Source organism: Streptomyces sp. NPDC057565, assembly GCF_042801455.1.
Lineage (GTDB): Bacteria > Actinomycetota > Actinomycetes > Streptomycetales > Streptomycetaceae > Streptomyces > Streptomyces yanii.
Genome location: NZ_JBHVFU010000045.1, coordinates 20,700 through 43,638, shown reverse-complemented (window position 1 = coordinate 43,638; position 22,939 = coordinate 20,700). Strand labels below are relative to the sequence as shown.

Sequence of the window (22,939 nt, the reverse complement as noted above, 5' to 3'; positions counted from 1 at the left end):
TTCCGGCAGTTTCCTTCGCCTCAGATCGCTTCGGCCTCGGGGCGGACGACCTGCTCGGCAAAGTTGCCGAGTCGCGTGGCCAACTGCTCGAGCGCGGTGGCCGCGTAGTGGTCGGGGCTCCAGCATGCGTGAATGGGGAGCTGGACGGGAGCGCCATCGGTGTCGAGGACGAGCAGGGGACGGGTGCCGAACTGCGGCAACTCGGTCCCGATCGCGACGCCACGCCGCCCTGCCGCCAGGGCGTGGCGCATCTGCTCCCACGGGACCTCGGTGTGGCGTTGATACCGGAGTCGGGCCGCGATGACAGCTGCGTCGAGAACGGTGCGCGTCGGGTCCGTTCGGCCCGGAAGGAGAAGAGGCTGCTCCATCAGCTCGTCCAGCGTGACGCTGGTGTCGCCGGCCCAGGGGTGGCCCGGGTCGACGTAGGCATGGAGCGGCACGCGGGTGAGGCGTTGCCAGGCAAGGCCGCCCGCGGGGGGCACGTTCGCGGCGATGCCGAAGTCGTGCCCGGCGGCGACCGCCTCGTGCACCTCGTCGCCGAGGACCGAGACGACGGCGATGAACGGGTCGTCGTCGTCGAGGGTGGCGACGAACGGAGCGAGGACGTAGTCCAGCGTGGTGGGGGCGGCCACGCAGGAGATCCGGGTCAGCTGTCCGTCGGCCAGCTGACCCGCGACCGTCGTCAGCCGGTCGGCCCGGGTGAGCAGGTCGTGCGCCACGTCGAGCGTGTGGCGGCCCGCATCGGTGAGGGACAGCCGATGGCCGTTGCGGCGGAAGAGCGTGACGCCGAGATCGCGCTCCAGGCGCTGGATCTGGCGGGACACCGCGGGCTGAGCGATGTGCAGTTGGTCGGCGGCGGCCGTGACGGTACCGAGTTGCGCGACAGTCAGAAAGCACCGAAGGTGGCGTAGCTCCATGCCTCATCATGCCGAAACGGCATCATGATGGGTAGTAGTTAGGTCTTGGACAGGAGTTGGTGGCCGGGATCACCATCTCTTCCATGACCTCCTCCGACATTTCGTTCGGCAACTGGCTCACCCCACCTCACCACCGACTCGGTCTGCACCGGGTCGAGGACGTGGTCCCCTGCACGACCATTGCTCGCGGCGAGGCGCCGGTACGCATGCTGGTGCCCGCGAGTGAGCCCTTGGACTGGGACCTTCTGACCGTGCCGAGCCCCGGTGGGCGGCCGATCAGCGCAGAGGAGTTCCTCGCTCGCACGCACACCGACGGCATCCTCGTGCTGCGCGGCGACACGATCCTCAAAGAGCGCTACTTCGGCGGGTTCACCTCCGCTTCTCGCCACATCGTGATGTCCATCTCGAAGTCGTTCGCCGGCATGCTGGCCGGGGTGCTGGCCGCCGCCGACCTTCTCGACCTCGAGGCGACGGTCCCGACGTACGTCCCGGAGCTGGCTGCGGGTTCCTACGCCGGCGCCACCGTGGGGCAGCTGCTCGACATGACCGCGGCGCCGCACTACGACATGTCGTACCTGGAGCCCACCGCCGAGGTTCACGCGGGCGACCGCGCTGCCGGATGGCGGCCGCGGCAGCCCGAGGACGTGGTCGGCACCCGGCCGTTCCTGGCCCAGTTGCGCGGCGCCGGCCGGCACGGCGCCGACTTCCAGTACTGCTCGGGGACCACCGACGTCCTCGCGTGGGTGCTCGAACGCGCCGGCGGCGCGGGCTACGGCGAGCTGATGCGGCGACATCTCTGGTCGCGGATCGGCGCCGAGGACGACGCCTTCGTCACGGTCGACGACCACGGAACGCCCTATGCGTGTGCCGGGATGGGGATGCGACTGCGCGATCTCGCGCGATTCGGGCGCCTGGTTCTCGACGACGGGTGGCGCGAGGGCACACCAGTGGTGCCGGCTGACTGGATCGCGCGGACGCGCCGCGGAGGGCACTTCGCGACCACGGCCGAGTCCGACTCGGCGGCGGGTGGCACCTACAAGAACCAGTGGTGGATCCCGGGCGACGACCACGGGTCCTTCTACGGTGTCGGCATCTTCGGCCAGTACCTCTGGCTCGACCCGCAGACCGACGTCGTCATCGCGAAGTTCTCCGCCACCGACCAGCCGGTCGCCGACACCCCCGCTCACCTGGACGCGCTGGGCGCCATCGCCCGTGCGGCCGCCCTGACCCCGCAGGAGGCATGAGATGGGCAGCAACCGATCACACGGCGAGTCGATCGAGCAGCACTCGATCGACTACGTCCCGCCCGAGGAGCGCTACGGCAAGCCGTGGCACCTGTTCACGGTCTGGTTCTCCAGCAACGTGCAGATCACCGGGTTCGTCACCGGCGTCCTGGCGGTCACCCTCGGACTCGACCTTCCCTGGGCCGTCGCCACCATCCTGGTCGGCAACCTCGTCGGTGCCGTGTTCATGGCCTACCACTCGATCCAGGGTCCCCGTCTGGGCGTGCCGCAGATGATCCAGAGCCGTGCGCAGTTCGGATTCCTCGGCACGCTGCTGCCGGTCGTGATCGTCCTGTGCATGTACATCGGATTCGGCATCGAAGGTGGCGTCATCACCGGGCAGGCCTTCGCGAACTGGGCCCACATCTCGTTCACCTGGTCGGTGATCATCCAGGGCGCGGTCCCGGCGGTCATCGCGATCGTCGGGTACAAGGTCATCCACCTGTCGACCCGGGTCGTCAGCGTGGTCTCGGGGCTGCTGTTCCTCGCCCTCACGATCGCGTTGGCCGGTCACTTGCCGGAGCACCTGCCGAGCGGTCCGGCTCCGTCGTTCGGCACCGTCCTGCTCGTCATGTCGATCTTCGTCTCGTGGCAGCTGACCTGGGCGCCGTACGTCTCGGACTACTCTCGCTACCTCCCCGAGGACACCCCGTCGCGGACCACGTTCCTGTGGACCTATGCAGGCTCGGCACTCGGCTCCTCGTGGGTGATGATCCTCGGCGCGTTCGCCGCCACGATCAGCGCCGAGGCGGTGGGCGACGATGCCATCGGCATGCTCAGCCGGCAGATCCCGGCGCTGAGCTCGGTCATCCTGCTCGCCATCGTCATAGGCATCGTCCCTGCCGGCGTGTACGGCTACTACGGCATGTACCTCACCGCGATCAGCGCCTTCTCGGCCAAGGGCCACGGCTCGGCGACGCCGCTGGTGCGCGCCGTCTTCATCGTGGTGAGCGCCACGCTCACGATCGCAGCCACTCTGATGGCAAGCGGCCACATCCTGAGTACTGTCGAGAACATCACGCTGTTCCTGCTGTACCTGCTGGTGCCGTGGACCGCCATCAACCTCACCGACTACTACGTCGTACGGCGCGGCCACTACGACGTCGGCGAGCTCTTCCGGCCTCGGGGCGAGTACGGCTTGGTGAACTGGCCGGCCGTCCTTGTCTACTTGGTCGCCATTGCGGCGCAGATCCCCTTCATCAGCAGCAGCCTCTACACCGGGCCGCTGGTCGACTACCTGGGCGGCGCCGACATCTCCTGGATCGTCGGCCTGCTGGTGGCGACGGTGCTGTACCTGGCCTATGCGCGGCGTACCCGAGAGGTCGCGCAACCCGTCGGCGCGCGAGCATCGGCACCCGGCTCGGACGCGCCGCTTTCGGTCGACTGAGCGTTCAAGGTCGGCGCAAGCCGCGACCGGGATGCTCGCCGGCGAGGTCAGGGGAAGGCGGGGGCAGGGTCCTTGGCGGTCCGGTCGCCGTCGAAGAGGGCGGCGACGAGGCGTTCATGCTCAGGGTCGAGCTGCCCGGCGCGGTGCTTGGTGCGCATCTTGGCGAACCAGGGGCCGATCCTGACGGTGTCGCCATCGACGGTGATCGCCTCCCGGGCCGCGGGGGCGCGGCGCTCGCGATGAAGAAACAGCTCGAGGAGCTGGACGGCCTCGGCGAAGGTGCGGCGAGTGGCGGGGCGAGGGGTCAGGGTGCTGGGGGCGAGGGTGAGGTCCAGAGCGGCCACGAGTTGGCGCCGGCCGTCCTCCAGGGCCTTCCAGCGGGTGACTTGGCGGGTGCCCCAGCTGCCGAGGTTGATGCTGCCGGCTACGCCTTCGGCGGCCAGCCGGTCCAGGTTCGCATCTTTCACCCTCACGTCGCTTCGGCCGATGCCCTATGCATACGCCCGGATCGCCTGCGGACCGGGGCAGACGCTCCTTCACCCGCCAGAAGGCTGGCGACCGCGCGGTGGCTCGATGCCAGGCGGGCGTGAACTGCGTTCCGGGTCCGAGTCCGCCACGGCAACGCGTGCGGGTGAGCCGATGGAGGGGCCCACCCGCCTCGTCACCTTCCGTGCCTGCTGCCTGCTGTCAGTGAGACTGCCGCTTGCCGTGGTAGCGCTGTGCGAGCCGGGCGAGGGCGACCGCGCCGAGCAGAAGGCCGAAGTCGCGCAGCGCGACGTCATAGTGACCGGGGATGGTCAGCAGGTTGACGATGATGCCGGCGAGCCATCCGGCCACCAACCAGCCCCCGACGCGCGGGGCGAGCGCGACGGCAAGGCCCGCGACGATCTCGATCACTCCCACTGCGTACATGACCGCCTGGGCGTTGCCCGGAACGACATCGTTGATCCACGGCGCGAGGTAGGTGGGCCAGTCCACGAGCAGGTTGGCGAACTTGTCCAGCCCGAACAGGATCGGCGCCACGGTGAATCCGGTGCGCAGGATGACGAACGCCTGGTAGCCGGGGTCGGTGAGCGCGGCCCGCCGGGAGGCGGCGGATGTGGTGGTTGCGGGTGCGGACGCCATGATGCCCTTCCTTCTATCGACAACTCTCACTAACGATAGAAGCGCGCGAACCTTCTTTAGTCAATTGCTATTGGTTTTACACTGGTGTTCGTGGACCACTCGAAGGAAGCACCCCGCCCCGATGTCTCCGCCGTCGCCGCGCTCGACGAGCCGACCCGCAGGAGGCTCTACGACCACGTCGTGCGCCAGCCGGGACCGGTCAGCCGCGATGAAGCCGCCGAGGCGCTCGGCCTTGCCCGGCAGACCGCGGCCTTCCACCTGGACCGGCTGGCTGACGAATCACTGCTCGACGTCGTCTACGAACGGCGCAGCGGACGTACCGGCCCGGGAGCGGGCAGGCCCGCCAAGCTCTACAAGCGCTCCAGCAAGCAGGTCACCGTCAGCCTGCCCGAGCGGCACTACGAGTTGGCCGGACGGCTCCTCGCCCAGGCGCTGGAGGAATCTGAAGCCACCGGTGAACCGGTCCGTTCGGTCCTGCACCGAAAGGCCCACGAGCTGGGCACACAGCTCGCCGGACCGGGCCAGGCAGATGTGTTGGCCGTGCTGGAGGAGAACGGCTTCGAACCCCGCTGTGAGGGTGACGCCATCGTCCTGGGCAACTGCCCCTTCCACGCGCTCGCCCGCGAACACACCCAGACGGTGTGCGGCATGAACCTCCACCTGCTTCGCGGCGTGCTGGAAGGGCTCGCCGAAAGCGGCCTCCAGGCGTGCCTGGCGCCCAGACCCGGTCACTGTTGCGTCCGTCTGGAGTCGGCTGCCTGAACGTCCACCGGCGTGCGCCGATTCTGAGGCGTAACACCACCCGCCGCCCGCAGTTCGACACCCCACGAGGAGTACGTCATCGCACCGATCACGGCCTCGTAGCTCGTCAGGACTGCCATGACAGTGCCGAGTTCTCACGCGGACAACTGGCCGGACAGGGCCAGGAGGCGGTCTGAGGGCGAGTCGGCAATGGGCCACAGAGCGAAGTCGGAGGCCTTGTAGGTTTCCAGCACGGCATCCATGATCAGCACGTCTTCAGTGTCGTTCGTCAGATGCTGTGGACGCCTCGCCATTTCTGCGGAGGGCCCGAGTTCTCACGCCTCCCGGGCCGAGCCCGGAGCTTGTCGAGGCGGGATATCGACCCGGCGCCGGACACGGCTACGCCGCCTCGTCCGCGGCTTCGTGTGCGTGCTCCAGCGCCAACCGCGCTGCCACCGCACCGCTGTTGAGGGTCGCCCAGTACGGGTGCATCGCCACTTCGGTGGTCAGCCGGAGCAGCTCCGCGTGGTACCGGGCCACCCCTGCGGTCTGCTCGGCGGAGTAGCCGGGGCCATTCGGTCTGACGACCGATGCCTGCCCATGGCACTGCCGCGTCCGCACTCCGGTGCCGGACCCCGTAACCGCGGAGTTCCGTTCCGACGCCGCCGTCAGCGGGGCCCGCCCTCCAGCACGGCCAGACACTCCGCCACCGGCCCCAGCGTGATCAGCCCGCTCCCGGCCCCGGCGACCTCGTCCGCGGCCGGCAGCAACTGCGTGCGCGCCCGCTCCATGACATCCCGGTCGCCGACGGCGACCGCCGCCCGCGCTGTCAGACACCACAGTGCCTCGAACATCAGGTCACGCGGCGGCGACGAGACGGCGCGCAGCGCCGCGCGCGCCTCCCCGGCTCGGCCCCCCTCGGCCAGCAGCAGGGGCCGGACCCACCGTTCGTACGGTCCCCAGTCGGCTCCCTCGTCCACACCGTCGAGCGGGGCCCCGTGCCGCAGCCGGACGCAGAGCCGGGCCAGCGGCAGCAGACCGCGCTCCAGTCCGGGCATACCCGCGCCGCGCAGTGCCCCGGCTGCCTCCTCGTAGGCGCCCTCCGCAGCCGCAAGCGAGCTGGTCGTTGCCGTCCGCAGCGCGCGATACCAGGTCGTGAACACCGACACCAGGGGCAGATCGTGGCGGGTGGCCAACTCGTCCACCGCTGTAGCGTGCCGGTCGGCCCCCGCCAGATCCGCCAGCGCGCACCGCGCCTGGATCCGGATCAGGTGGCCCAACACCTCGTACCGGACCAGGCCGTGGTGGGCGGAGAGCGCCTCGATCTCCCCGCCGATCGCGTCGCGGCGCCCGGCGAGTCCGGCCCGCCGGAACGACTGCATGAACGTCCCGTTCAGGGCGAACGCCAGCAGCCCGGCGTCGTCGAGGCGCCGGGCGATCTCCTCCGCTTGGCCCGCGGCCTGGAGCGGACGCGCCGGCGCCCCGGACGGTGCCTCGCCCACGGGAAGGGCGCCACGCGACTCCACGGCGATCGTCGCCAGCAGACGGCAGCGTGCCGCCTCGTGCGCCCCCGGGGGCAGCGAGCGCAGAGTACGCTCCGCGGCCTCCACCAGCCACCGCGCCTGTTCCGGATCGTCGGAGCGAGTCCAGATCGCGGGGACGTCGTAGACGCCGATCACGCGGGCGGTCAGGTCCGGGTCGTCGAGCTGCTCGGCCGCGGCGACGGCAGCCACCCGATGTCGGCGGGCCGCCTCCAGACCGCCCCCGCCGGTGACCGCTAGGTCCCGCATGAGGCCGACTGTCGACTCCAGCCGAGTGCGGGCCCGGGAGCCCAGGACGCCTTCGTAGGCGGCCGTTGCCTCCGCCCACACCCGGTCCACGGAGGCGGCCGCGGCATCCGGGTCCAGATGGTCGGCCTGCCGCAGGACGTCCTCCTCAAGCCGCCGCAGCCGTGGCCCGGGGTCCACGCCGAGCTGGTCGCGGAGCATGCTGCGGGCCCGGCGCAGCACGGACAGCGCGTCGGCCTGCCGCCCCGACCGGTACAGGGCCAGTGCCAGCAGCCACCAGGCGTCCTCGCGCCACGGGTGGTCGGTCACGTGTGCGTCGAGATCGGGCACGGCCTCGGCTGCGCGGCCCAGGGAGATCCGGGCGTTCGCGAGGCGCTCGACGGCGTGCAGACGCAGCTCGCTCAGTCGGGAGCGCTCCGAGCGCAGCCAGCGCTCGTCACCGAAGTCGGCGAACGCGGGCCCGCGCCACCAGCCGAGCGCCTCGCACAGCCGGTCGGCCGCCCGGGCGGGACCGGCCTCCGCGAGGGAGTCCACCGCCTGCTCGAACCGCCACGCGTCGACGTCGTCCTTGGGCACTCGCAGTACGTATCCGGAGCCCTCGGTGATCAGCAGGCGCGGCGGCGTCCGGGGCGGCCGGTCGGGCTCCAGGGCGCGCCGCAGATCACCGACGAAGGTGCGCAGCGAGCCGACAGCGTTGCCGGGCGGCTCGTCCCACAGGTCCTCGGCGAGCCGGGTGACCGGGACGACCCGGCGCCGGGCGAGGATCAGCCGGGCCAGCACGGCCCGGTGCCGCGGTCCCTTGAGGGGCAGCGGTTGCCCGGCCTCGTCCCAGGCGGTCACCGCACCCAGTACCCCGAACTCCACGCGCACCTCGCCGACCGCTCCTCTCAACCCCCTGACCAGGACAAACCTACAGGCGTTCATTCGCTGCTGATCCGCAGCCCGCAGGCTGAGGACATCGGCCGGAGCGCACCACCGCGAGGGCCGACGGCATGCGGGACATGCCAAACGGCTCGGTTGCCGTCCCCGGAAGCCGAACCGCCAGATACAGAAGCGGGCCCGCCGAGCGGGCGGGCCCGATCAGCGAAGGGCGCACAGACCATGACACCGAGCATCCCCGGATTCGACTACCAGCGGGTGGACGTGGCGGATGGCGTCGAACTGAACGTCGCTGTGGGCGGCTCCGGCACCCCCCTCGTGCTGCTGCACGGCTTCCCGCAGACGCACCTGATGTGGCGGCACGTGGCCGCGGACCTGGCCACCGACCACACCGTCATCTGCCCCGACCTGCGCGGATACGGCGACAGTGACAAACCGGCCGAGGACGGGCCGGACGTCTACTCCAAGCGGACCATGGCCGAGGACACCCTCGCGCTGGCCCACACCCTGGGCCACGAGCGGATCGCGCTCGCCGGGCACGACCGGGGTGCCCTGGTCGCCTTCCGGGCCGGTCTGGACCACCCGGACGCCATCACGCACCTGGCCTGCCTGGACGTGCTGCCGACCCTGAACATGTGGGAGGCGCTGCACGGGGTGCAGGCCGCCGTGGGCTTCCACCTCTACCTGATGGCCCAGCCGCCCGGTCTGGCGGAGCAGATGATCCAGAACAGCTCGGACGCCTTCTTCTCCTACTTCCTGGACATCTGGGCCAACGACTCCGAGGCCGTGCCGCCCGCCGTCCGGCAGGTCTACCTCGACGCGTGCCGCGCGGCCGTGCCGTCCATCGTCGCGGACTACCGGGCCTCGGCGGGCATCGACATCGAGCACGACCGGGCCGACCGCGCGGCAGGCCGCAAGCTGACCATGCCGGTCTCCGTCCTCCAGCAGGACTGGGGCGCCGCCCTCGGCTACGAGGCCGCCGCCCTGTGGGGCGCCTGGGCCGACGACCTGAACCATTCCACGGTCTCCTGCGGACACTTCATGGCCGAGGAGGCACCCGAGACGATCGCGAAGGCGCTGCGCGACCTACTGGCACGCTGAGTCCGGAACGCCCGCCGAGCGCCGTGGCCCCGGTCCCACAGGACCGGGGCCACGGTCGTGTCCGTGCGGCGGCGTCCGGCCGTATCAAGGCTTCCGGCCGGGCTGCCGTGGACGGTTGGTGCCGCCGGCTCAGTCGAAGGTGAAGTCGTACTTGACGACCACGCCCGCCATCGCCTTGACATCCGCCTCGGACAGGGGCCGACATCCCCGCGCGTCCCGGGGGCCCCTATCCCGGTGAACATGCCGTCCATCCCGCCCAGCGCGTGCAGGAAGTAGATGCGGGCGGGCTTGGTCTGGCTGAGGTTGGCGCGCACCCTTCGGCACGTAGACCACCCCGCCCGCCTCGACCTCGTACTACCGCCTCGTCAGCACCCGGGCACGAGCCGAAGAACCCGCTTGATGGTGCTGAACTGTCTCTTCCATAGTTGCGGCCTGCAATCAGGCAGGACGTTACCTACAGGAGGGCACGCGCTCATGCGCACTCTGTACGTCGTCACTCATCCGGAGGCGACGCACCACGTCGAGGGAGTCGTCGGCGGATGGCACGATTCGCAGCTGACGCCCGCCGGCGTCCGTGCGGCGGTCTCCATTGCCCAGGCGTTGCGGTCCCAGGTCCCGGACGGCGCCGAGGTGGAGCTGTTCTCCTCGGATCTGCAGCGCACCCTGCGGACGGCCGAGGAGGTAGCCGAAGTGTTCGACGTGAAGCCGATCCTGGATCGCAGGCTGCGGGAGAAGTCCTACGGGCAGGCGGGGGGAAGGCCGCAGGAGTGGCTGGACCGGCGCTTCGTCCCACCGCCGGCTGTCGGGGAGCGGATGGAACACGACGAGGGTGTGGACGGTGCAGAGACCAAGGCGGCGTGGGCGCAGCGCATCTACGCGGCCATGGACGAGATTCTGCAGAACCCTTGCGAGCACCAGATCATCGTGACGCACGGCGGCTCCCTGACGTGCGTCGTGGCGTCCTGGATCAAGATGCCGATCGAGTCGGTCGGCTATGCCAGTTTCCGGGCGCCCTCCGGCAGCATCACCACACTGCGCGAAGACGACTTCTTCCACAACCGCCAAGTCGTCAGCCTCGGTGACACCCGTCATCTCGATTCCGTCAAAGCTGGCTGACCTCAAGGTCCTGCTCATCGTCTCGACCGCGGCGGCGCACTCGTCGACGCGGCCACGGTGCTGACCGGCGGCGACGGGGACGAACCGGCGGCGAACGAACGGTTTCTGCTGGACTGCCTCCGGCTTATGGTCTCGACGCCCGCGCTGCGGGCCCGGCACCTGGACAGCCCATACGCGCTACAACAGGCCGTCGTCGATGCCCTCGGGGACGACGCGACCACTCCCGACGCCGCGTTCCGCGCCCAGGCGGCGACCAGCGCCTGCCTGGCCGCGATGCACACGGCGCTGACGCGATGGGCCGAGGACGACGGGCAGGCGAAGAATTGGGGTTGCTGCCGCTGACCTCGGAAAAGCTGCGGCCGAACTCGGCTACCCCGATGCGCTGCAACCCACCGTTGATCTGGCTCGAAGAATCGACCTGCTGAACGATCAGCCTCCGGAACGGCAGCACATCGACCAGGTCACCTCCGCGGTGCGAGACTTTCTCGCCACAGACACGCACCTGAGCACCAGCCTTTGAACGGCGTCGCATGACCCACCGTGACCGGCTCACGGAAAATGAGCCAGAACCACTACTGCTCGACAAAGCCACGAGGCGCCGGCGCATCGGGATCGAAACCCCTTTTGCAATCGGGGTGTGCCGTCTGCAGTTGAGGTCGAGGGCTGACTACACACCGGTGTTCATCGTGGTCTTCTGCTCAGCAGCGGCCGGACGGATGCGTCTGCGGCCCTCCGCTGTTGGCGGGAGGGCCGCAGACGCATCCAGAACGTACCTGCTGAGGACATCAGTAGCCGCGGGTGATCCAGTCGTCCAAGTGTGCTGCCTCGTCGGCGATGGTGGTGGAGGGGCCGTGGCCGGTGAGCACTGTGGTGTGCGGTGGGAGTGTGAGGAGTCGGTCCCTGATGGAGCGGATGATGGTGGGGAAGTCGGAGAAGGACCGGCCGGTGGCGCCCGGGCCGCCGGCGAAGAGCGTGTCGCCGGTGAGGACGGTGTCGAGTTCCGGTATGTACAGGCTGATGGCACCGGGGGTGTGGCCGGGGGTGTGCAGTACCTGGATCTCGGTGTCGGCGACGGTGAGCCGGCGCTGGTCGCAGAGGTAGGCGGGGGAGTGCTCGGGATGGGTCTGTGACCACAGGAGACGGTCATCGAGGTGGAGGAAGACGGGAGCGCCGGTTTTCTCGGCCACGGCGGGGGCCGCGTTGATGTGGTCGTTGTGCGCGTGTGTGCACACCACCGCTGTCAGCCTCCGGTTGCCGAGTGCCGCCAGGATCGCATCGGCGTCGTGCGCGGCGTCGACGACGAGGGCTTCGTCGTCGTTGCCGATGATCCAGACGTTGTTGTCGACGTCCCAGGATCCGCCGTCGAGGCTGAAGGTCCCTGAGGTGACGACCTGTTCGATGCGGACGCCCACTCAGAACACCACCACGGAGCGCAGTACCTCGCCCGAGTGCATCTTGGCGAACGCCTTCTCCACCTCGCTCAGCGCGATGGTCTCCGTGACGAAGGAGTCCAGGTCGAGGCGTCCTTGCCGGTAGAGGTCGATGAGCATGGGGAAGTCGCGTGAGGGCAGGCAGTCGCCGTACCAGGAGGACTTCAAGGCTCCGCCGCGGCCGAAGACGTCCAGGAGCGGCAGCTCGACGGTGGTGCCGGGAGCGGGGACACCCACCAGGACGACGACGCCGGCCAGGTCCCGCGCCTCGAAGGCCTGCAGGTAGGTTTCGGGGCGGCCGACCGCGTCGATCACCACGTCTGCCCCGAACCCGTCCGTGAGGGCGCGGATCCCGGCCACCGGGTCGTCGGTGCGGGAATTGAGGGTGTGCGTGGCGCCGAAGGTCCTGGTCAGCTCCAGCTTCCGGTCGTCGATGTCCACGGCGATGATGCGTGCGGCGCCCGCGAGGTGGGCGCCGGCGATCGCGGCGTCCCCGACGCCGCCGCAGCCGATGACCGCGACGCTCTGTCCGCGGCGCACCGGAGCCGTGTTGAGCGCGGCGCCCAGGCCCGCCATCAGACCACAGCCGAGCAGCCCGGCCGCCTCGGGGCGCACCTCGGGCACCTTGGTGCACTGTCCGGCGGCGACGAGGGTCTTCTCGGCGAAGGCGCCGATGCCCAGTGCCGGGGTGAGCGGGGTGCCGTCCGTCAGCCGCATCTTCTGCGTGGCGTTGTGGGTGTCGAAGCAGTACCAGGGCTCGCCCCGGCGGCAGGCCCGACATCGGCCGCACACGGCACGCCAGTTGAGGATGACGAAGTCCCCGGGTGCGACATCCTGTACGTCGGGTCCGACCGCTTCGACGATGCCGGCGGCCTCGTGGCCGAGCAGGAAGGGGAAGTCGTTGCCGATGGCCCCTTCCCGGTAGTGCAGGTCCGTGTGGCAGACGCCGCAGGCCAGTACCTTCACCAGGGCCTCTCCCGGTCCCGGGTCGGGCACCAGAATGGTCTCCACGGAGACGGGCGCACCTGTGTGGCGTGCGACGACGCCCTGGACTTCATGGGTCATGTGTGTGTTTCCCTCGTGCTGATTGCTGATTGCTGATTGCTGGAGGCGGACGTGATGCGTCGAGACCTGTCACGTCCGGCGGGGGACTGGGACCACGGCGCAGCTCCGGAGGGCCGACGCGGAACGCCACCACAGATGAGGTACACGTTCCGGAGCCGGCCCGACGACGGGGCAGCTCGCCCGCTCCGCCGCTCCATCCTCCTGCCACATCGGGTAGGCCGCACCCAACGTTCCGGGCCTTCCACCCACCCGTTCGGGTAGGTCGGCGCGGTAGATTCCTCCCATGGTTTTTCTCATGCCCCGTCCGGACCCTGCCCTGGTGGCCGAACGGCTGGGAGCTGTGGCGACCGCCCCGCTGCACATGGTGGCCGCACGGCTTCACGAAGTGATCGACGAGGTGCTGCCGCACCGGGCGCTGGCCGTGTTCACGGAGGACTGCACCGGACGACCGCAGAAGAAGGCCGGCGATCCGGTGATCACCGAGCGGATCACGATCGCGGAACTCGACACGGTCCGCCGGCTCGTGGCAGGGGGAGAACCCCCCGGCTCCGCTGTGATCGCCGGCACGGAACATCCGGTTCGCGTGTACGACGCGCCGACCGGGGCCGTCCTGGTGCTCTGCGAGCCCGGCGATCCCACGTACCCGGGTGCCGAGGCCTATGTGCGCGCGGTCTGGACGACGGCCGCGACCCGCATCCAGCAGCAGGTCGCCGAGGCCCGCCCCGACTACCTGCGCGAGTCGCGCGCCGCGTCCAGCGAACGGCTGCAGGTCACGGCCGAACTGACGGCCCGCCACGAAACCGACCTGGAGACCCTGCTGGCCACCCTGCGCGGCCGCGACCTGGACGACGCGCGGGCCAGGGTGCTGGCGACCGACATGGCGGCCGCCGCTCTGGTCCGGGTCAGGGCCGGCAGTGATCTCGTGGCCTCACTCGCCGAGGAGGCCGTCTCGCAGGCGTTCAGGCGGCTGCGGGACGACTTGCGTCCTCTCAGCCGGTACGGCGGGATTCAGGTCCAGTTCATCGAGCCTCCCGCGGACGGGCGAGCCCTGCCGGGAGAGGTCGCCCATGCGGCCCGGGCCATCGTCCGCAGTGCGGTTCTGCTCATGCGGGAGCAGGAGGACGTGACTCGCATCCGGGTCCAGTGGAACTGCGACGGCACGAACCTGCTCATCTCGATGCGCGACGACGGCCCTGGCTTTCTGGACCAGGGACGTCCGGCACTGCGACAGCTGGCGGCCCGGGCGACCGCGCTCGGCGGGCATCTCACCGTGGAGGCCGTAGAGACGTGGGGCTCGGAGATCGACGTACGCATTCCGCTCGATCCGCCGGACACCTCGGGCACAGCCATGCACATGTGGGACCTCGGACCGCGCGAGACCGAGGTGCTGCACTTGCTCGTCGCCGGACAGCGCAACCGTCAGATCGCCGCGGAGCTCGGCATCAGTGAGAACACCGTCAAGTTCCACACCAGCCAGGTCTACCGCAAGCTGGGCGTCACCTCACGGGCTGCAGCCGCCGCCCTTGCCGTAGACGCCGGCCTCGGTTTCTCCGACAGCGCATCCGTTCACGTCGCGCGTCGGTGACGGCGTCGTACGGCGGAGCGGCAGACGAGCGTGCGGCGTGGGCACGGCCGGTACATCGAACGAGACGCTGCCCCGCCTCAACTCTCTGCTCGCCGCAGCAGAGTCGGCGTCGGCGGGGCAGCGTGGACGAGGCGTGGCGCGTGCGGTCCTGGTCGCGGTGGCTGACAGACCGCGGCTTGATCACCGGCCCTCGCCCGGGGAGGGCAGCGGATCGGCTGCCATATTCTTCTGCCATGGCGAACTGGCGGCGGCCTCTGGGCGATGCTTTCTGGACCCTGGATCGGGCCCTGGGTGGGCAGCGGCGTCCGACTCGGATCCAGAAGTGGGTGGCCCGACACCCGATCGGCACCGGTCTCTGCGTGGCCGTTCCCTTCACACTCTTCTTCTTGATGTTGTCGCGTGAGGAGGAACCCGACGACCCCATGTTCGCTGTGGTCTTCGGGCTGGCTCTGGGTCTTGTCTTCGTCCTCACGGCTGTCTCGGAGCGCTTCCGGCAGCGCCGGCTCAAGCATCTGGGGGACGGATCCTGATCAGGGCCAGGCGTGGCACGGGCGGAGACTGGGAGAGCAAGAGGAGGGTGGGGATGTCACGAAATCCGAGTCGAGTTCTTCGCCGGCCCGGGTGGGATGTGCTTGAGCATTGTGTTCTATGGGTGGACAGCAGCCAGTAGCAGCAGTGCCCCTTGGTTGAGGGTTGTCGTGGCGCTCTTTCTGGTGGTCTGGGTGATGTTGCTCGTGAGGCACCTCTTGCGACGGGCCCGTGGCCGCACGTCAGCGGAGCACCCGGATGAATCGGCGTCTTGAAGGGAGCGATGCTGCGGACGACCCGCCGTCTGTGAGGGGGCGGGGGAGGCGGGCCGTCGAGGTCGGGGAGGCAGGTTCAGGCGGCCTTGGCGGGTTCCTCGGTTCGGGCACGGGTGGTGGCGAGGCGGTAGACAGCCCACCTCGCTAGGGCGTCAAGCGGCAGCAGTGAGTTCTTCCGTCGGGGGCTGGTGTGGGAATGCCTTCGATTCGTCGTAGGGCTGGTGGTGCTGGAGGCGGAGGAACAGCATTCCCATGAAGCGGTTGGATGCGTGGTCGGCATCATCGGCCGTGAGGCCCTCGATCACGTCCTGGTCCTGGGTGAGAGACACGCCAGGTGGGTTCTGACTGATTATCAGGATCACTGCAACGGACACCGTTCGGACCGATCCCGCAAGCAGTTACCGCTCAGCGCGACCGAGCGGCCGGAACGTCTCGACGGGCGTCACCATGCCGACGGCGGCCACCGCGGTGCCCATCGCGCCGCGGATCGGGGCCGTCAGCCCGGCCGTCTCCGGCGAGATGGTGCCGACGGTCACCGCATAGGACTGCCGCCTGATCTTCGCCGGGGAGTGCTGCAACTCCGCGCTCCTCAGGCCGATGACCGGCTGGTCCGCCGGTCCCGTGTCATCGAATCCGACCGGGTCGAAGGAGCCCACGGGCCACGGACCCTGCATGTAGTGCTGGTCACCGCACAGGTGACACCGTCCGGCGGGGCGTGGCTCATCCACGGCCGTGCCTGCCTACCGTACGGGGGAGTACACCACCTGCCCGGGAGGTCACGTGCCCCGTAAGCATCCGAAGAGTTTCACGCATCCCTTCGAGGCCATCGAACCACCGCGCGACGCCGATGTCATGATTGGCGTGGTGTCAGTGACGGTCCTGGTGGTGGCCCTCGCTGCCGTCTCCGAGTCCCCGGTGTGGCTTCTCGGGCTCCTTGTGTTCCTGCCGGGGACCGCGTCCGCGCTGTGCACCGTACGCCAGACGAAATTCGTGGCTGCATGGACCACGTTGGTGGTCATCGTCACCGTGCTGGCCCGGCACGGTGAGGAGCGGTGGTTCGACAGGATCCTCATGATGCTGCTCACCCTCGCCCTGGGCGCGGCCTCCGTCTATGCGTGCCGCAGCCGTATCCACCGCGAGAACGAGATGCTGCGGCTGCGCTCCACCGCCGCCGCAATGCAGCGCCACATCCTGCGCCCCCTGCCTCTGCTCACCGACGACGTCCTGGTCGACGGCGTGTACGAGCCCGTCCAGGAGGACCGGCTCGTCGGCGGCGACATCTACGACGTCGTCGTCTCTCCGTGGGGTACCCGGGTTCTGATCGGCGATGTCCAGGGCAAGGGCCTGCCCGCGGTCGGCGCCGCGTTCGCCGTCATCGGCGCCTTCCGGGCGACGGCCCACCGAGAGCCCACCCTGACCGCCCTCGTCGACGCCCTCGACGCCTCTGTCGTACGGCACAACTCCTACGCCGCACAGACCGGCGACGACGAACGGTTCGTCACAGCGCTCATCGTCAACGTCGACGCGCACGAAGAGGTGCAAGTCATTAACTGTGGGCACATTCCGCCGCAGCTGGTGCACGACGCCACCGTCATCACGCCGGCTCTCGGCTCCGGCGTCCCGCTCGGTCTCGCCGAACTCGCCGCCGAACCCGCGACCGTCGACTGGTTCGCCTTCCCACCCGGTGCGACGCTGCTGCTGACCACGGATGGGCTCACCGAGACCCGCTCTGCCGACGGCACGTTCTACCCCGTCGCCGAACGCCTCGCCAAGCACGCATCTTTCTCCCCCACCGATCTGCCGCGCGCCCTCTACGACGACGCGCGCGCGTTCGCCGGGGAGGGCGCCCAGCACGACGACGTGGCGGTCCTGTCCGTCCGACGGTCACCGCACCGCTGAGCGCATCGCGGTGCACGTCCATGCGACCGACGGCAGGCTCGAGGAGTACCCGGTGACCCTCGTGCGGGGTGGGGTGCCGGTCTTGCGGGAGTCCGCAGTGCGGGCAACCCGGCGGTTCGGGTGGCGCAGGCGCGGTGGCGCCCACCCCGTGCGATGCCACGCGCGGGTGTCATGCCCGGTGGGCTCCAGGTCCGCCGCCAGGTCTTCGCTTCGCGGATCAGGTCAGCCGGGCTCTGACCGTCTCCAGCAGTTCGTCGGAGAAGGCCTCGTCGGCCACGGCCCGGGCCATGAGTACGGCACCGACCAGGGCGCTGAGGGTGAGTATCGCCTCCGCCCGGGCGTCCTCGGAGTCTTTGTCGAGTCCCGCGATCAGGTCCAGATATGTGCGGACCTGCTTCTCGTAGGCCTCTTTGAGGTGCCGGTCATCACGTCCGGCGACGGCGCCCAGGGTGACCAGCGCGCAGCCCGTTGCCGGATCATCTCGGTGTTTCTTCGCCAGATAGGCGCCGATGAGGCCGGCCTGCGGATCCCGGGCGTTCTCCTGTGCGGAGCGCTCCATCTTCGCCGTGCCCTCCGCCAGCGCGGCGGCGGCAGCCTGTGTGATCAGGTCGTCGCGTGAGTCGAAGTGCTTGTAGAAGCCGCCGTGTGTGAGCCCGGCCTCGTTCATGAGGTCGGCGATACCGAGGCGGGCGATGTCCTCGGAGCGAATCTTGCGGGAGGCGATCTGCAGGACCCGTTCGCGGGTCGCAGCCTTCTCGGCCTGCGAGTGGCCCATGTCGACCTGCCTTTCCTTGGGGCGGCGCAGTAGGGCCACCACATAACTGGATGATGATCATCATACACCCATGTCTTGTATGGGGCTTTTGTGGTTTTCGTTTGACATTCTGGATGACCAACGTAATCTAGTTTGTGGATGATGATTGTCATCCAGATTGGAGATGTGACCATGTCCCACAGCTACGACCCTCGTCGTACGGCCGTTCTGCTGGTCGACCCTTACAACGACTTCCTGTCCGAGGGCGGCAAGATCTGGCCGCGCCTGGAGCAGATGGCGCAGGAAGTCGGACTGCTTGACCACCTGCATTCGGTGGTGGCCTCCGCCCGTGAGGCTGGTGTCCGCGTCGTGTTCGTCCCACATCGCCGATGGGAGCCGGGTGACTACGAAACGTGGAACCATCCCAACCCCACGCAGCTGAGCATCATGGAGCGTCACAGCTTCGCCCGCGGGACGTGGGGCGGCGAGTTCCATCCCGACTTCCAGCCGCAGCCCGGTGATGTAGTCGTCCGGGAGCACTGGGCGCAGAGCGGCTTCGCCAACACCGATCTCGACTTCCAGCTCAAGCAGCACGGCATCACGCATGTGGTGGCCGTGGGTCTGCTGGCGAACACCTGCATCGAGTCCACCGGCCGCTTCGCCATGGAACTGGGCTACCACGTGACGCTGGTGCGTGACGCCACCGCGGCGTTCCTTCCGGAGATGATGCACGCCGCTCACGACCTGAACGGCCCGACGTACGCCCACGCCATCATCACCACCGACGAGCTCACCGCCGCATTCAAGGGAGAGCGCGCATGACACTGACCGGAGCCTTGCTGATCGGAGCGTCCCGAGTGGCCGCCACCGCGGGGGCCATGAAGGCGCTCAACCCCGCCACCGGTGAGCTCATCGAGCCCGAGTTCGCTTTCGGTGGCCCGGCCGAGGCCGACCACGCGGTCCGCCTGGCGGACGAGGCCTTCGACAGCTACAGCCACACCGGCCTGGCCGAGCGGGCCGCGTTCCTTGACCTCATCGCGGACAAGCTCGAGGCGGTCAAGGACGAGCTCGCGGAGCGTGTTGCCCTGGAAACCGGCCTGCCCGCGGCGCAGCTCGAGGGTGAGGCCGTGCGGAGCGCCGGTGTGTTCCGCAAGTTCGCCACCGTCGTCCGTCAGGGCCGCTTTCTGCAGGCGACCATCGATCCCGCGCAGCCGGACCGGCAGCCCGCACCACGTCTGGACCACCGGCTGCAGAAGGCAGCCCTGGGTCCTGTGGTGATCTTCGGCGCGAGCAACTTCCCGATCTCCTACTCCGTGGCGGGCGGTGACACCGCCTCCGCCCTCGCGGCCGGCTGCCCCGTGATCGTCAAGGCGCACAACGCACACCCCGGCGCCTCGGAAATACAGGGCCGCGTCATCCAGGAAGCCGTCGCGGAGGCGGGACTGCACGAAGGCGTCTTCTCTCTCGTCCGGGGCGCCGGCAACGAGATTGGTGAGGAGCTCGTGGACCATCCGCTGGTCCGGGCAGTCACGTTCACCGGCTCCGAGGGCGGCGGCATGGCCCTCTACCGGCGGGCGCAGAAGCGTCCTGACCCCATCCCCGTGTTCACCGAGATGACCAGCGTCAACCCGACCTTCGTGCTGCCCGCCGCACTCGCGGCCCGTGGCGCGGAGATCGGCACCAGCCTGGTGCAGCGCGCCATGTACAACGTCGGACAGGCCTGCCTCAAGCCCGCGATCCTCCTCGCGGCCGACGGACCCGGCTTCGCGGAGCTGCGTGTGGCAGCGGCCGCCGAGGTGAAGAAGGCTGCCGCGCAAACCATGCTCACACCCGGCATCCACGACGCCTACACCCGCAACGCGCAGCGCCTGGAGGACGACGGCGCCGTCCGGATCGCCGAGGGCGACACCCCCACACACGCCGGGTCCGGCCAGTCCCTGCTGTACGAGGTCACCGGCGAGCAGCTACTGGCCGAGCCCGCCCTGCGCGAGGAGGTTTTCGGCCCGGCCGTTCTGCTGGTCAGGGTGACTGGACCGGAACAACTGCTCGAGGCGGCCCGAGCCTTCCGCGGGCAGCTCTCGACCACCCTGCACGCCGAGGTCGCGGACCGCGGCATTGCCGAACGGCTTCTGCCGGTTCTGGAACGCCGCACGGGACGGATCGTGTTCAACGCCTTCTCCATCCCGCAGGAGGTCTCCTACGCATCCACCCACGGCGGTCCCTTCCCGGCGACCTCCGACAGTCGTTTCACGTCCGTGGGTATGGGCGCGATCGAGCGGTTCGTCCGCCCGGTCACGTACCAGAACTTCCCCGACGAGCTCCTGCCGCAGCCACTGCGCGAGGCGAACCCGCTGCACCTGTGGCGACTGGTGGACGGCGAAATCACGCAGCGGTGAACCGTTCTCCCGGGCCCCGTCCGCCGCTACGGACGGGCCCCCTCTCCTGGAATGGAAGGAGCCCCCTTTCCGTGAACGCCACCGAAGGCACCGCTGCGGACGCCGAACGCCAGGCCCGCGACGAGGTACGCGGGAAACTGCTCGGCGCCTGGCGTCTCGTGTCCTACACCGCCACGAGTACTGACGGGGACGTGATCGAGCCCCTCGGCCCCAACCCGAACGGACTGATCCTCTACACCCCGCAGGGATACATGTCCGCCCAGCTGGGACGTAGCGATCGCCCACTTCTGAGCTCCGCACGGCTCGAGGACGCCATGCCCGAGGAACTGGCCCGGACGACGGTCGGCTACCTCGCGTACGGCGGACCGTTCGAGGTCGTCGACGCCGCCACTGTCGAGCATCACGTCACCACCAGCCTCTTCCCGAACTGGACCGGACATCCCCAGACACGAAAGGTGCGCTTCGACGGCCCACTGCTCACCCTTGCCGTCCCCACCCCCACCCGTCTGTGGGGCGCGCAGCGCACGGCCGAACTCGTGTGGGAGAGGCCGGCCTGACCACGGGCCGCGCCCTGCCGTGCCTGTCGCCCCCGTAGTTGAATGCGTATTCCTTCCTGGCCCTTCGGTGAATGCGGACCTGCGGCGTGGCCCAGTGGGCCGCACTGCTCGGGCGCGTCCTCGCCAAGCAGCCCTGCACGGAACCTCCCCACGACCCCGGCCGGCACGGCTGCGGTCGTCCGACCGCCTCCTGCCACGCAGGAACGCAGGCAGCGGCGCACGGACGAACGCCCGCTTCGCACCGGAGAGTTCATGGCGCTGAATCACCACCCGGCCGTGATCCATCAAAACGAAATCCTTGGAAGACACTGCTCAGCCGGCCGAGGCACCGAAGCGCAGGAGCGAAAGCCTGCAAGGACGCCGCGGTACGCCCCAGGGGCCGCAGTGCGACCGGGCCTCGGCCACCACCGGCGCGGCGCTCAAGGTCGAAGGAGGCACCCTCACCTCCCTCGCCCCGTGACGCGAAAGAACCGGCACACCTGGTGGGCCCCTACCGGGTGTCCGGCTGAGGCAGAGGCAGAACCGACCGCGCATGGACGGGAATTCTCCGGTGGGCCCCATGCGCGGCGGCATCGAACCTGCCCCGTCAGAGCCCACCCCACTGCGCTGCCGCCTCGATGAGCCGGTCGCGTACGACGGTGGTGGCCGGGTTGGCCGGTGCGCCGCGGCGTGTGGCGAGGTAGAGGGTGTTGAGCGGCGCGACTTCGGGGGTGTGGAGCTGGACGACGCTGCCCGCCGCCAGGGCCGGTTCGACGAGGTAGTGCGGCAGGACGGAGACGCCTGCTCCCGCTTCGACGGCGGCCAGGACCGCGCGGAGGTCGGGGACGACGAGAGCTACGGGGTTGGTGGGGCGCTGCCCGAACTCGCTGCGCCAGTAGCGGCGCACGATGGGGAGGTCCTCCGCGTAGGCGACGAGCGGCAGGGCGGCGAGTGCGTCCGCGGGGGCAGTTCGGAGCCTGTCGGCGTCCACGGTGTGGGCGGTGGCCGGCGCGCCGACAAGGAGGAACTCCTCGTCCACGAGCGGCACGGCCAGCACCGCCGGGTGCGTCGGGCGGACGGCGGAGACGACCAGGTCGAGCCGGCCCTCGGCCAGCTCGGCGAGAAGGTCCTGGGCCAGACCGAGCGTCACGTGGAGGTAGAGCCCGCGGGCGGTCAGCGGGGCGAGCGCGGGCAGCACCCGGACGGTCATGGCCTCGGCCGCACCGCCGATCCGTACCGTTCCGCGCAGTGCTGGTTCGGTCTCCGTGGAGCCCAGGACGTCGCGGAGTCCGTCCAGGTGCAGGCTCACACGGGTTGCGAGGGCGGCGGCTCGAGGCGTGGGGGCGACGCCCTGGCGGGAGCGGACGAACAGCCGCTCGCCGATCTGCTCCTCGAGCCGGGCGAGTTGGCCGGTGACGGCGGGCTGGGTCACGCCAAGCCGCTGAGCTGCGGCGGAGAGGGAACCCGCGCGGTAGATCTCCAGGAATGTGGCCAGCAGGTCCAGGCTCGGCACGCGGTCTTCCTTCCATCACTTGTCCAGGGGTGCCGGTTACCCGGTCCGTGCGGCGTGGCAGCTCAGTGTAGGGATGACGTCGCGCCCCTCAGGAGAGCGTGCCGGGCTCGGCGGTGTCTTCCTGTCACCGGTTGGCGTCCGGGTAGAGCCAGGTGAGGGGGAAGGCCAGAGCGCGCAGGGGAGGCGCCAGGCGGTGATCTGCGGGCCGAGGAGCCATTTGATGCCGTACGCCACGGGGTAGGCGCCCAGCATCGTCACAAGGGTCGCCTTCCACTTCGGTGGCGTCGTGACCGGTTGCTCGGGCAGGCTGAACCAGGTTTCGGTTCTGGTGGTCTGCGGGGGCGCGGGAGAGACTTCGTGGGCGATGCCGTGCAGGCGCCTGAGCCACTTCGCACGCTGCGGGAGCCGAACCCGCGCCACGAGGCGCTTCTCGCCGGTGAAGAGAAGGGCACTGTGGTAAATCCCCTGGCCCGCTCGGGGCACAGCCACATCACACCGTTGTGGCCGCAGAACTCCCCGGCGCAGGAGGCGATTTCATGGGTGTCGTGGACACGGATGGCGATGTGGTCGACCTCCGTTGAGGACCGGGGTGGTCGCATGCATTCCCCTTTCATCATCGGTG

Annotated in this window: 24 protein-coding genes and 1 pseudogene; 13 read left to right on the top strand and 12 right to left on the bottom strand. The window is 69.6% G+C overall.

Annotated elements, in window-relative coordinates:
* Window positions 1-20: 20 nt before the first annotated feature.
* Complete coding sequence (locus tag ACFU8W_RS39880) at window positions 21-917, bottom strand: LysR family transcriptional regulator (protein WP_384048565.1); 897 nt, start codon at window positions 915-917, stop codon at window positions 21-23.
* A gap of 83 nt (window positions 918-1,000) precedes the next feature.
* Here ACFU8W_RS39880 and ACFU8W_RS39875 point away from each other — a divergent pair, with 83 nt between their 5' ends.
* Both ACFU8W_RS39875 and ACFU8W_RS39870 read left to right on the top strand, forming a co-directional pair.
* Window positions 1,001-2,161: a serine hydrolase domain-containing protein gene (locus ACFU8W_RS39875; protein WP_384048562.1), complete on the top strand. Its 1,161-nt coding sequence runs from the start codon at window positions 1,001-1,003 to the stop codon at window positions 2,159-2,161.
* A gap of 1 nt (window position 2,162) precedes the next feature.
* Entirely contained in the window at window positions 2,163-3,587 is a 1,425-nt protein-coding gene (locus ACFU8W_RS39870) for a purine-cytosine permease family protein (protein WP_384048559.1), read from the top strand.
* 47 nt (window positions 3,588-3,634) lie between these two features.
* Here the strand turns inward: ACFU8W_RS39870 and ACFU8W_RS39865 are convergent, their stop codons facing one another.
* Together ACFU8W_RS39865 and ACFU8W_RS39860 are read right to left on the bottom strand one after the other, a co-directional pair.
* Window positions 3,635-4,054 (bottom strand): hypothetical protein, encoded by a 420-nt coding sequence (locus ACFU8W_RS39865; protein ID WP_384048557.1) that lies wholly within the window; start codon window positions 4,052-4,054, stop codon window positions 3,635-3,637.
* A gap of 220 nt (window positions 4,055-4,274) precedes the next feature.
* Window positions 4,275-4,712, bottom strand: coding sequence for a hypothetical protein (locus tag ACFU8W_RS39860; protein WP_384048555.1), 438 nt, complete (start codon window positions 4,710-4,712; stop codon window positions 4,275-4,277).
* Window positions 4,713-4,796: 84 nt separating this feature from the next.
* Between ACFU8W_RS39860 and ACFU8W_RS39855 the strand changes: the two genes are divergently transcribed.
* The gene (locus tag ACFU8W_RS39855; protein WP_384048552.1) at window positions 4,797-5,474 is read left to right on the top strand and encodes a helix-turn-helix transcriptional regulator; all 678 of its coding nucleotides are present in this window, start codon (window positions 4,797-4,799) and stop codon (window positions 5,472-5,474) included.
* A gap of 378 nt (window positions 5,475-5,852) precedes the next feature.
* Here ACFU8W_RS39855 and ACFU8W_RS39850 read toward each other — a convergent pair whose 3' ends face one another.
* Window positions 5,853-5,993: a hypothetical protein gene (locus ACFU8W_RS39850; RefSeq protein WP_384048549.1), complete on the bottom strand. Its 141-nt coding sequence runs from the start codon at window positions 5,991-5,993 to the stop codon at window positions 5,853-5,855.
* A gap of 128 nt (window positions 5,994-6,121) precedes the next feature.
* On the bottom strand, window positions 6,122-8,110 hold the full coding sequence (locus ACFU8W_RS39845; protein ID WP_384048547.1) for a BTAD domain-containing putative transcriptional regulator: 1,989 nt from the start codon (window positions 8,108-8,110) through the stop codon (window positions 6,122-6,124).
* Between the two features lie 231 nt (window positions 8,111-8,341).
* On the opposite strand from ACFU8W_RS39845, the gene ACFU8W_RS39840 reads away from it, so the two are divergent.
* From ACFU8W_RS39840 to ACFU8W_RS39830, 3 genes are all read left to right on the top strand, one after another.
* Window positions 8,342-9,220 (top strand): alpha/beta fold hydrolase, encoded by an 879-nt coding sequence (locus ACFU8W_RS39840; RefSeq protein WP_384048544.1) that lies wholly within the window; start codon window positions 8,342-8,344, stop codon window positions 9,218-9,220.
* Between the two features lie 474 nt (window positions 9,221-9,694).
* Entirely contained in the window at window positions 9,695-10,336 is a 642-nt protein-coding gene (locus tag ACFU8W_RS39835; protein WP_384048541.1) for a histidine phosphatase family protein, read from the top strand.
* A gap of 57 nt (window positions 10,337-10,393) precedes the next feature.
* The gene (locus ACFU8W_RS39830; protein WP_384048538.1) at window positions 10,394-10,678 is read left to right on the top strand and encodes a hypothetical protein; all 285 of its coding nucleotides are present in this window, start codon (window positions 10,394-10,396) and stop codon (window positions 10,676-10,678) included.
* A 443-nt stretch (window positions 10,679-11,121) separates the two neighbouring features.
* Here the strand turns inward: ACFU8W_RS39830 and ACFU8W_RS39825 are convergent, their stop codons facing one another.
* Together ACFU8W_RS39825 and ACFU8W_RS39820 are read right to left on the bottom strand one after the other, a co-directional pair.
* Window positions 11,122-11,748, bottom strand: a complete 627-nt coding sequence (locus ACFU8W_RS39825; RefSeq protein WP_384048535.1) for an MBL fold metallo-hydrolase — start codon at window positions 11,746-11,748, stop codon at window positions 11,122-11,124.
* Window positions 11,749-12,831 carry an S-(hydroxymethyl)mycothiol dehydrogenase gene (locus ACFU8W_RS39820; RefSeq protein WP_384048532.1) on the bottom strand — a complete coding sequence of 361 codons (1,083 nt, stop codon included), beginning with the start codon at window positions 12,829-12,831 and terminating at the stop codon, window positions 11,749-11,751.
* 295 nt (window positions 12,832-13,126) lie between these two features.
* Here ACFU8W_RS39820 and ACFU8W_RS39815 point away from each other — a divergent pair, with 295 nt between their 5' ends.
* The gene (locus ACFU8W_RS39815; RefSeq protein ID WP_384048529.1) at window positions 13,127-14,416 is read left to right on the top strand and encodes a LuxR C-terminal-related transcriptional regulator; all 1,290 of its coding nucleotides are present in this window, start codon (window positions 13,127-13,129) and stop codon (window positions 14,414-14,416) included.
* Between the two features lie 386 nt (window positions 14,417-14,802).
* Window positions 14,803-14,946 carry a hypothetical protein gene (locus ACFU8W_RS39810; protein WP_384048526.1) on the top strand — a complete coding sequence of 48 codons (144 nt, stop codon included), beginning with the start codon at window positions 14,803-14,805 and terminating at the stop codon, window positions 14,944-14,946.
* Between the two features lie 425 nt (window positions 14,947-15,371).
* Here the strand turns inward: ACFU8W_RS39810 and ACFU8W_RS39805 are convergent, their stop codons facing one another.
* Both ACFU8W_RS39805 and ACFU8W_RS39800 read right to left on the bottom strand, forming a co-directional pair.
* Complete coding sequence (locus ACFU8W_RS39805; RefSeq protein ID WP_384048523.1) at window positions 15,372-15,548, bottom strand: hypothetical protein; 177 nt, start codon at window positions 15,546-15,548, stop codon at window positions 15,372-15,374.
* 69 nt (window positions 15,549-15,617) lie between these two features.
* Complete coding sequence (locus ACFU8W_RS39800; RefSeq protein ID WP_384048520.1) at window positions 15,618-15,947, bottom strand: hypothetical protein; 330 nt, start codon at window positions 15,945-15,947, stop codon at window positions 15,618-15,620.
* Window positions 15,948-15,999: 52 nt separating this feature from the next.
* On the opposite strand from ACFU8W_RS39800, the gene ACFU8W_RS39795 reads away from it, so the two are divergent.
* Entirely contained in the window at window positions 16,000-17,118 is a 1,119-nt protein-coding gene (locus tag ACFU8W_RS39795; protein ID WP_384048517.1) for a PP2C family protein-serine/threonine phosphatase, read from the top strand.
* 43 nt (window positions 17,119-17,161) lie between these two features.
* Here ACFU8W_RS39795 and ACFU8W_RS39790 read toward each other — a convergent pair.
* Together ACFU8W_RS39790 and ACFU8W_RS39785 are read right to left on the bottom strand one after the other, a co-directional pair.
* Window positions 17,162-17,263: pseudogene (locus tag ACFU8W_RS39790) on the bottom strand (hypothetical protein); the annotation flags it as partial.
* A gap of 72 nt (window positions 17,264-17,335) precedes the next feature.
* Complete coding sequence (locus ACFU8W_RS39785) at window positions 17,336-17,935, bottom strand: TetR/AcrR family transcriptional regulator (RefSeq protein ID WP_384048514.1); 600 nt, start codon at window positions 17,933-17,935, stop codon at window positions 17,336-17,338.
* Between the two features lie 129 nt (window positions 17,936-18,064).
* Between ACFU8W_RS39785 and ACFU8W_RS39780 the strand changes: the two genes are divergently transcribed.
* The 4 genes from ACFU8W_RS39780 to ACFU8W_RS39765 all read left to right on the top strand — a co-directional run bounded on the left by ACFU8W_RS39780 (window position 18,065) and on the right by ACFU8W_RS39765 (window position 21,285).
* The gene (locus ACFU8W_RS39780; RefSeq protein WP_384048511.1) at window positions 18,065-18,694 is read left to right on the top strand and encodes an isochorismatase family cysteine hydrolase; all 630 of its coding nucleotides are present in this window, start codon (window positions 18,065-18,067) and stop codon (window positions 18,692-18,694) included.
* Window positions 18,691-20,268 carry an aldehyde dehydrogenase (NADP(+)) gene (locus ACFU8W_RS39775; RefSeq protein ID WP_384048508.1) on the top strand — a complete coding sequence of 526 codons (1,578 nt, stop codon included), beginning with the start codon at window positions 18,691-18,693 and terminating at the stop codon, window positions 20,266-20,268. Before ACFU8W_RS39780 ends, ACFU8W_RS39775 begins: the two co-directional genes overlap by 4 nt.
* A gap of 71 nt (window positions 20,269-20,339) precedes the next feature.
* The gene (locus ACFU8W_RS39770; RefSeq protein ID WP_384048505.1) at window positions 20,340-20,825 is read left to right on the top strand and encodes a lipocalin-like domain-containing protein; all 486 of its coding nucleotides are present in this window, start codon (window positions 20,340-20,342) and stop codon (window positions 20,823-20,825) included.
* A 298-nt stretch (window positions 20,826-21,123) separates the two neighbouring features.
* Window positions 21,124-21,285 carry a hypothetical protein gene (locus tag ACFU8W_RS39765; RefSeq protein ID WP_384048503.1) on the top strand — a complete coding sequence of 54 codons (162 nt, stop codon included), beginning with the start codon at window positions 21,124-21,126 and terminating at the stop codon, window positions 21,283-21,285.
* A gap of 126 nt (window positions 21,286-21,411) precedes the next feature.
* Here ACFU8W_RS39765 and ACFU8W_RS39760 read toward each other — a convergent pair whose 3' ends face one another.
* Window positions 21,412-22,317: a LysR family transcriptional regulator gene (locus ACFU8W_RS39760; RefSeq protein ID WP_384048499.1), complete on the bottom strand. Its 906-nt coding sequence runs from the start codon at window positions 22,315-22,317 to the stop codon at window positions 21,412-21,414.
* Window positions 22,318-22,939: the final 622 nt, after the last annotated feature.